Consider the following 7897-nt stretch of genomic DNA (forward strand, 5'->3'; position numbering starts at 1 on the left):
CGGCAGGTTGCCCGCGAAGGTCCAGATCGCAGGCAAGTCCGATCCACCCACCACGCCAAAGATTTGCGTGCCGATCGCATCATTGACCTCCTGCGGCGTCATCGGGAATTCGCCTGCAGATTTCAGCACGATGTCGCGGGTGCGCTCATACATGAGCCACATGCCGATCATGTAACCGCCCAGCCCGAAGAAGGCGAAATGGCCGAGGCTGAGGATGCCCGTATAGCCCCAGACCAGATCCATCGCGATGGCGATCAGGCACAGGCACAGCGTCTTGCCCAGCGTCTTGACCATCGAGGTCGAGATCGCCCCCGGCCCGTAGGCATGGGAGAGAAAGGTGACGCCCAACGTGAAGACCGCGAGGATCAGCAGGAACCACAAGACGGACGGGTTCTTGGCGAGGAAACCGGATTTCATATCTGCACCTCGCGCCCAAGCTGGGGGGCCAGCCCCCCAGTCCCCCCGGGATATTTCAGGCAATTGGAAGGGAAAGCGGTCTGTTGCATGCTCAATCCCCCGCGGCCCGGCCCTTGAGCGCGATGATGCCGCGCGGGCGGAACTGGATGAAGATGATGATGAAGAGGATCATGTAGGTCTGCGCCGCGAGCGTGTTCGACGGGTTCAGCCATTCGATCCCCTTTTGCAGCACGCCGATCAGGGTCGCGCCCGCCAGCGTGCCGAAGATCGAGCCGACGCCGCCGACCACGACCGTCATGAAGCTCTGCACGATATAGTCCTGCCCCATCTCGGAGGTGACTTTCGCGAAGAGCCCGATGGCCACGCCCGCGATCCCGGCGATGCCAGACCCAAACCCGAAGGCGAGCATGTTGATGCGATCCGGGTTGATCCCCATAGACGCCGCCATCGACGGGTTCTGCGTGACCGCGCGGACCTCCAGCCCGAGGCGGGTCTTGCGCATCACCCAGAGATAGAGGGCAAGGAAAATCAGCGCCAAGACGAAGATCGCGATGCGGATATAGCTGATCGATACCACGTCGTTGAGCGTCCACGCCCCTTCCAGCCACGGCGGCGAAGTCAGCGGACGGGCCTGCGTGCCGAAGATATTCTTGAAGAGCTGCTGCAGCGCGATCGAGATACCGAAGGTCGCGAGCAACGTTTCCAGCGGACGTTTGTAAAGATACCGGATCACCAGCCGCTCCATCGCGACGCCCGCGCCGAAGGTGATCGCAAAGGCCAAAGGCAGCGCGATCAGGATCGACAGCGTGTAATCGGGCACGAAGAGCTGCACGACATAGCCGGTATAAGCGCCCATGGTGATGAACTCGCCATGGGCCATATTGATCACGCCCATCACCCCGAAGGTGATCGCCAACCCGATGGCGGCGAGAAAATAAATTGAGGCGAGCGAGAGCGCATCGAGGCCGAGATCGACCGTCTGCATCCCGGCCACCGTGCGGCTCACCCGGGTCAGCGCAGCCTCGGCGGCGGCGGTCACTTCCGGGTCCGGCTCGGCATAGATATCGGCGTATTGGTGATTTGCGACGAGTTTCTCAGCCTCTGCATCGGTCAGACGTGTTGGCACCTCGCCGGCAGCGGACAGCGTCGCATAGGCCTCCTCGCGCTTGGCCGGATCGGCCATCGCGGCCAGCGGCAGCCCGCCCACCTGACCATTCTCGACATGCGCAGCCAATGCCTGCTGCATTTCCGAGGCCGAGATCCGCGCGGGCGCCAGATCGGCGCTCACCAGCATCGCATAGGCCTCATCTTCGGGGAGATCGCGGCCCGGCTTGAGCGTCTGCGCGACATTGCCCTCGGGCGCGCCTTCGAAAACCCTGCGGGTCGTCGCCACCAGCGGGTTCAGCGTCGCGCGGAAATCCAGCCCCAGATCGGCGCCGAAACTGTCGATCGCCGCGACGCGCTCCTCGGCATCCTTGCCGAAGCGGATCGTCAACAGACGTTCCAGCCGCTGCTTCTCGGCCTTGATCGCGGGATCGGGCTCGTCGGGGATCGAGGCGCGCAGCGGCTCCAGATGCGAGGCCTCGCCGTTGCGGTCGATCGCGGTCAGCGCCTCGCGGCGTTTCTTCGGATCGGGGTCGCTGAGCAGAAACCGCACCAGCGCCACACCGATCTCGGCCCGCACGCCGGAATTCGGCTTCACTTCCTTGATGTCGGATTTCGGCGCGGTGCCGGCAGGCTTCCCGGTGACCGGATCGCTCAGCTCGTATTCGCTGCCGGATTTCTTCACGATGAAGAAGGCGCCGTCGCTTTCGCGCAGCCCGACGCGCTTGTCGGACCAGGCCTGCAGGAAGCGCGAGGCCCCCTCGCCCGAACCGGCGACCGCCTCGATGACCGGGCCGATAGTGCGGCGCGACGGCTTCGCGATCTGCTTGGCATAGTCCTGAAGAACGGCGCGCAGCCCCGTGGCTTCGCTTTGCGTGGCCTCCGCCTGCGGCGCGTCGCCCGCGTCCTGCGCCAGCCCCGGCAGAGCCAATGCCAGAACAATCCCGAGCGCGATCAAAAACTTGCGCATCCCGTCCCCTTAGGATGAAACGGCCGGGAGAGGCGCACCCCTCCCGGACAAGACACGATCAGTAGTTCGATTTCTTCTGAACGCAGGTTTCGGTCTCGGTGTTGTACATGCCGCAATCGAGACCCGGCCAATCCGACTTGAGCACCGCCGATTCCGGCAGGAAGTCGGTCCAGGCGTCGCCCGGCACCGGATCGGTCTGCGAGATGATGTCGAACTGACCGTCTTCCATGATCTCGCCGATGAGGACCGGCTTGGTCAGGTGGTGGTTCGGCAGCATCTTCGCGGTGGAGCCGGTGAGGTTCGGGAATTCCTGCCCCGGCATCGCGGCGATGACTTCGTCGACATTGGTGGAGCCGACCTGCTCGACCGCCTGCACCCACATGTTGAAGCCGATATAGGTGGCTTCCATCGGGTCGTTGGTCACGCGGCTGTCGTCGCCGGTGAAGGCGTGCCACTGCTTGATGAAGGCCGCGTTCTCGGGCGTGTCGGCGCTCTCGAAGTAGTTCCACGCGGCCAGCTGACCGACGAGGTTCTTGAGATCCGCCTCGCCCAGACCGGACAGCTCCTCTTCGCCGACCGAGAAGGCCACGACGGGGATGTCCTCGGCGGTGATGCCCGAGGCTGCGAGTTCCTTGTAGAAGCCGATATTCGCGTCGCCGTTGATCGTCGAGATCACGCCGACCTTCTTGCCGTCCGCGCCCAGCGCCTTCACGTCGGAGACGATCTTCGACCAATCCGACTGCCCGAAGGGCGTGTAGTTCACGAAGATATCTTCCTTCGCGATGCCCTTGTCCTGCAGATAGGCTTCGAGAATGTTGTTCGTGGTGCGCGGATAGACATAGTCGGTGCCCAGCAGCGCGAATTTCTCGACGCCGAGTTCCTCGAGGAAGTAGTCGACCGCCGGGATCGCCTGCTGGTTCGGGGCCGCACCGGTGTAGAACACGTTGCGCGAGCTTTCCTCGCCCTCGTATTGCACCGGGTAGAACAGCAGACCGTTGAGTTCCTCGAGGACCGGCAGAACCGATTTACGCGACACGGAAGTCCAGCAGCCGAAGATCACGTCGACCTTGTCCACGGTGATCAGCTCGCGCGCCTTTTCGGCAAACAGCGGCCAGTCGGAGGCCGGGTCGACCACGACCGCCTCGAGCATCTTGCCGTTGATGCCGCCTTTCTTGTTCTGCTCTTCGACCAGCATCAGGACCGTGTCCTTGAGCGTGGTTTCCGAGATCGCCATCGTGCCCGACAGCGAGTGCAGAACGCCAACTTTGATCTTGTCGTCCTCCTGCGCGAAGGCGAAGCCCCCGCTCATCGACATGGCCCCGGCCAGAGCCGCAGACATCATAAGTTTACGCCGATTGATCATTTCATTTCCCTCGTTAGCGTCGACCCTGCGCGGCCCTTGATGGGCTCATTCTGCAGGTGTCGAACCTCCACTATTGGTAACGGTCGAGGCCATCCCTCCGACCAGGGGCGCACAGCCGAGCGCCTCCGACATCCAATCCCTCGCGCTGCGATGCGGCAAAAAATTCCGGCACCACGCAGCAAAAAACCCGCCGAATGGGCGGGTCTGCCGAAGTTTTCGCACAAATTGTGAGTTTTCGCCCAATAAATGGGCAACTATTTCGTTATCAGGCTGGAATCGATTTCAGCGCCAAACCACCCTCGCGCTCGAGAAATGCAACGATCTCCTCGATGCCCGCACCTTGGCGCAGCCGCGCCATGACATAGGGCTTCGACCCGCGCGCGGTTTGCGTATCCGCCTCGAGCTGCGCCAGATCGACGCCAACATGCGGCGCGAGGTCCACCTTGTTCACCACCAGAAGATCGGACTTCGTCAGCCCCGGACCGCGCTTGCGCGGGATATCCTGCCCCGCCGCCGTGTCGATCACATAGATCGTCAGATCGGCCAGTTCCGGCGAGAAGGTCGCCGCCAGATTGTCGCCGCCGCTCTCGATCAGCACCAGTTCCAGATCGGGGAGTTTCGCGGTCAGATCGGCGATGGCCGCCAGATTGATCGACGCATCCTCGCGGATTGCGGTATGCGGACAGCCCCCCGTCTCGACGCCGCGAATACGTTCGCCCGGCAGGACCTGCGCGCGCATCAGCGCCTCGGCATCCTCGCGCGTATAGATATCGTTCGTCACCACCGCCATCGACACGCGCGACGCCAAGGCCCGCGCCAGCTGCTCGGTCAGCGTGGTCTTGCCCACGCCCACCGGTCCGCCAATTCCCACGCGCAAAGGTCCGTTGCCCATATCCTCACCTCAAGTCTTGAAGAGACGCACATCGAGCGTCTCGTGTTTCATGGCCGAGACCTCGGCGCGAAAGGCGCTGAAGCTCAGGTCAGTCAGTTCCGCCTGCGCCGCGCGTGCCGCGATCTCGGCGATTTTTCCGTGCAGCTCACTCAGAACCGTTTGTCCCGCGATTTGCCCCAAAGGAACAAGCCGGATCGCCGCAGAGACAAGGTTCGACGCAAACGAATGCTGGAAAAGGGAAATCACCTGCGCGGCCGGCAGGTCCAGATCGCGCGCCGCCTCGGCCAGTGCGACCGGCAAGATCCGCGGTGGCAGCTCGACGCCCCGCAACCCGGCCTGCGCCAGCGTGAAGGCCGCGCCCTGTTCCGCCGTCTCGCGCAGCCGCTCGGCCGAACCTGCCATCGCACGCCCCAGCGCGTCCAGTTCCTCCAGATCGCCGCCCCGCAGTCCGCAGGCCAGCAGCACCGCATCCGACCAGCCCGCGCCATGCTCCAACACATTCCCCAGCCAAATGGCGAACCCCACCGCATCGACAATCTCACCCGCCGCCACCGCCTGCTCCAGCCCATGCGAATAGGCGAACGCCCCGGTCGGAAAGGCCGGGGAGAGCCATTGCATCAGGGACAGAGGCGCGGTTGGATCAGGCATGGTCGTGATGATGGTCGTGGCTGTGCGAATGGTCGTGGTCATGCGAATGGGAATGCCCATGGTGATGCGAATGCCCGTGCTCATGCCCCATCGTGCGCCCCATCCCGTAGGCGCCGCCCTCAGGCTGGAAGGTCTCGACCGCGGGCGAAACCTCCGCGCCCAGCTGCTTCAGCATCGCTTCGAGCACATGATCGGCCCGGATCACCAGCCGCTCCGCCTCAATCTGGCAGGGCGTGTGACGGTTGCCGACATGCCAGGCCAGCCGCGTCAGATCGCCCGTCACCACCAGCACCGGCTCCAGCGCCGGGCGCACCTCGATGAAGCGACCGTCCTCCAGCACGAAGGCCTCGCCGCCCGTGAGGTTGGTCACCTCCGGCAGATCCACCAGAAACCCCGCGCCCGAGCCAGCAACCAGCCGCTTGCGGCGCAGGAACCGCCCCTCGTAATCCAGCGCCACATAGTCGACCGCCGCCTGCCAGGCACCTTTCGGCGCGACTTTCTCGGCCTTGGGATAATCGCTCATTCTCTCGGCTCCCCTTAACGCTTTCTCAAACCTCCGACCGCAGACTGCTCTGCAGCAAAGGAGTCTTTCAATGTTCCACCATTGCTTCGAACCGCGCACTCCCGCGGACGAGCTGGCCCAGATCCGCGCGCAGATCGCACAACTCAAACGCCGCGAGGCGGAGCTGCGCGAAGCCTACCTTACCCAGCCCGACATGCCCTGTCTCGGCCGCTGGACGAAGGTGGAGATCGTCACCAGCCGCCGCCAGGTGCTGGAGCCGCGCCTGCTGCCGCCCGAAATCCGCGCCGACCCGGCCTTTCAGCGCGAGAAAGTGACCCGCACGCTGCAGACGCGACCGCATGATCCGACGCGGCACCGCCTGCCCGAACTCGTCAGGGACTCGGACCGCGGGCTGCGCCTCGTATCCGGCGGCTGACGCCATCCTCAGAAGAGGAAGTAACGCTGCGCCAGCGGCAGAACCTCCGCCGGTGCGCAGGTCAGCAATTCGCCATCCGCGCGCACCTCATAGGTCTCGGGATGCACGTCGATCTCGGGCGTCGCCGCATTGTGGATCATCTGCGCCTTGCCGATGCCGCGCGTGCCCTCGACGGCGAGCGTCTGTTTCTGCAGCCCCAGGCTCGCCGCCAGCCCGTTGGCCTGCGCCGCCTGACTGACGAAGGTGACAGAACTCGCATGCCGCGCGCCACCCAGCGCGCCGAACATGTCGCGCGTGTAGAACGGCTGCGCCGGGATCGACCCGTTCGGATCGCCCATCTGCGCCGAGACGATCGACCCGCCGATCAGCACCATATCGGGCTTCGCGCCGAAGAAGGCCGGGTTCCACAGCACCAGATCGGCACGCTTACCCACCTCGATCGAGCCGATATGCTGGCTCATCCCATGGGTGATCGCCGGGTTGATCGTGTATTTCGCGATGAACCGCTTCACCCGCACGTTATCATTGTCGCCCTGCTCTTCCGGCAACCGCCCGCGCTGTTTGCGCATCTTGTCCGCGGTTTGCCAGCAGCGAATGATCACCTCGCCCACGCGCCCCATCGCCTGACTGTCCGAGCTGATGATCGACATCGCCCCCATGTCATGCAGGATATCCTCGGCCGCAATCGTCTCTTTCCGGATACGGCTTTCCGCGAAGGCCACATCCTCGGGCACCTTGTTATCGAGGTGATGGCACACCATCAGCATATCGAGATGCTCTTCGATCGTGTTGCCGGTATAGGGCCGCGTCGGGTTGGTCGAAGACGGGATCACATTCGGCGCACTCACCACCTTCAGGATGTCCGGCGCGTGGCCGCCCCCCGCGCCTTCGGTGTGGAAGGCGTGGATCGTACGTCCCTTGATCGCGGCGAGCGTATTCTCGACGAAGCCGCTCTCGTTGAGCGTGTCGGTGTGGATCATCACCTGCACGTCCATGTCGTCGGCCACCGACAGGCAGCAATCGATCGCGCCCGGCGTCGTGCCCCAATCCTCGTGCAGTTTCAGCGCGCAGGCGCCGCCCTCGACCATCTCGACCAGCGCCTCGGGGCGCGAGGCATTGCCCTTGCCCGACAGCGCGAGGTTGACCGGCAGCGCGTCGAAGCTCTGCAGCATCCGCGCGATGTGCCAAGGCCCCGGCGTGCAGGTCGTGGCCAGCGTGCCATGCGCGGGGCCCGTGCCGCCGCCCAGCATCGTCGTCATCCCCGACGCCAGCGCATCCTCGATCTGCTGCGGGCAGATGAAATGGATATGCGCGTCGAACCCGCCAGCGGTCAGGATTTTCCCTTCCCCGGCAATGACTTCCGTCCCCGGCCCGATGATGATGTCGACATTCGGCTGGGTGTCGGGATTGCCCGCCTTGCCGATCGCCACGATCTGCCCACTCTTCAGGCCGACATCCGCCTTGTAGATTCCCGAATGGTCCACAATCAGCGCATTGGTGATGACAGTATCGACCGCGCCGCCCGCGCGGGAAACCTGGCTCTGACCCATGCCGTCGCGGATCAC

At 64.2% G+C, this 7897-nt stretch carries 8 protein-coding genes; 1 reads left to right on the plus strand and 7 read right to left on the minus strand.

Annotated features, from left to right (window positions below):
* The 6 genes from B3D39_RS00765 to ureE all read right to left on the minus strand — a co-directional run.
* Window positions 1-417 (minus strand): ABC transporter permease subunit (locus B3D39_RS00765; RefSeq protein ID WP_414717952.1); only part of this gene is annotated, 417 nt, incomplete at its 3' end.
* Between the two features lie 91 nt (window positions 418-508).
* Complete coding sequence (gene urtB / locus B3D39_RS00770; RefSeq protein WP_274962985.1) at window positions 509-2491, minus strand: urea ABC transporter permease subunit UrtB; 1983 nt, start codon at window positions 2489-2491, stop codon at window positions 509-511.
* Between the two features lie 58 nt (window positions 2492-2549).
* Window positions 2550-3830: an urea ABC transporter substrate-binding protein gene (urtA, locus tag B3D39_RS00775; protein WP_078605092.1), complete on the minus strand. Its 1281-nt coding sequence runs from the start codon at window positions 3828-3830 to the stop codon at window positions 2550-2552.
* 289 nt (window positions 3831-4119) lie between these two features.
* Window positions 4120-4746, minus strand: coding sequence for an urease accessory protein UreG (gene ureG, locus B3D39_RS00780; protein WP_274962986.1), 627 nt, complete (start codon window positions 4744-4746; stop codon window positions 4120-4122).
* A gap of 9 nt (window positions 4747-4755) precedes the next feature.
* Window positions 4756-5394 carry an urease accessory protein UreF gene (locus B3D39_RS00785; RefSeq protein ID WP_274962995.1) on the minus strand — a complete coding sequence of 213 codons (639 nt, stop codon included), beginning with the start codon at window positions 5392-5394 and terminating at the stop codon, window positions 4756-4758.
* The gene (gene ureE, locus B3D39_RS00790; protein ID WP_078548022.1) at window positions 5387-5917 is read right to left on the minus strand and encodes an urease accessory protein UreE; all 531 of its coding nucleotides are present in this window, start codon (window positions 5915-5917) and stop codon (window positions 5387-5389) included. The genes B3D39_RS00785 and ureE overlap by 8 nt, the downstream gene beginning before the upstream one ends.
* A gap of 70 nt (window positions 5918-5987) precedes the next feature.
* Here ureE and B3D39_RS00795 point away from each other — a divergent pair, with 70 nt between their 5' ends.
* Complete coding sequence (locus B3D39_RS00795; RefSeq protein WP_274962987.1) at window positions 5988-6332, plus strand: hypothetical protein; 345 nt, start codon at window positions 5988-5990, stop codon at window positions 6330-6332.
* A gap of 8 nt (window positions 6333-6340) precedes the next feature.
* Here B3D39_RS00795 and ureC read toward each other — a convergent pair.
* On the minus strand, window positions 6341-7897 hold a 1557-nt coding region (gene ureC, locus B3D39_RS00800; RefSeq protein WP_286789290.1), incomplete at its 5' end, for an urease subunit alpha.

This window comes from Thioclava sp. UBA3469 (assembly GCF_002378135.1).
Classification (GTDB): domain Bacteria; phylum Pseudomonadota; class Alphaproteobacteria; order Rhodobacterales; family Rhodobacteraceae; genus Thioclava; species Thioclava sediminum.

Coding starts and splice junctions, on each gene's coding strand:
- urtB (WP_274962985.1), bottom strand. CDS start 2,491: ATGCGCAAGTTTTTGATCGCGCTCGGGATTGTTCTGGCATTGGCTCTG.
- urtA (WP_078605092.1), bottom strand. CDS start 3,830: ATGTCTGCGGCTCTGGCCGGGGCCATGTCGATGAGCGGGGGCTTCGCC.
- ureG (WP_274962986.1), bottom strand. CDS start 4,746: ATGGGCAACGGACCTTTGCGCGTGGGAATTGGCGGACCGGTGGGCGTG.
- B3D39_RS00785 (WP_274962995.1), bottom strand. CDS start 5,394: ATGCCTGATCCAACCGCGCCTCTGTCCCTGATGCAATGGCTCTCCCCG.
- ureE (WP_078548022.1), bottom strand. CDS start 5,917: ATGAGCGATTATCCCAAGGCCGAGAAAGTCGCGCCGAAAGGTGCCTGG.
- B3D39_RS00795 (WP_274962987.1), top strand. CDS start 5,988: ATGTTCCACCATTGCTTCGAACCGCGCACTCCCGCGGACGAGCTGGCC.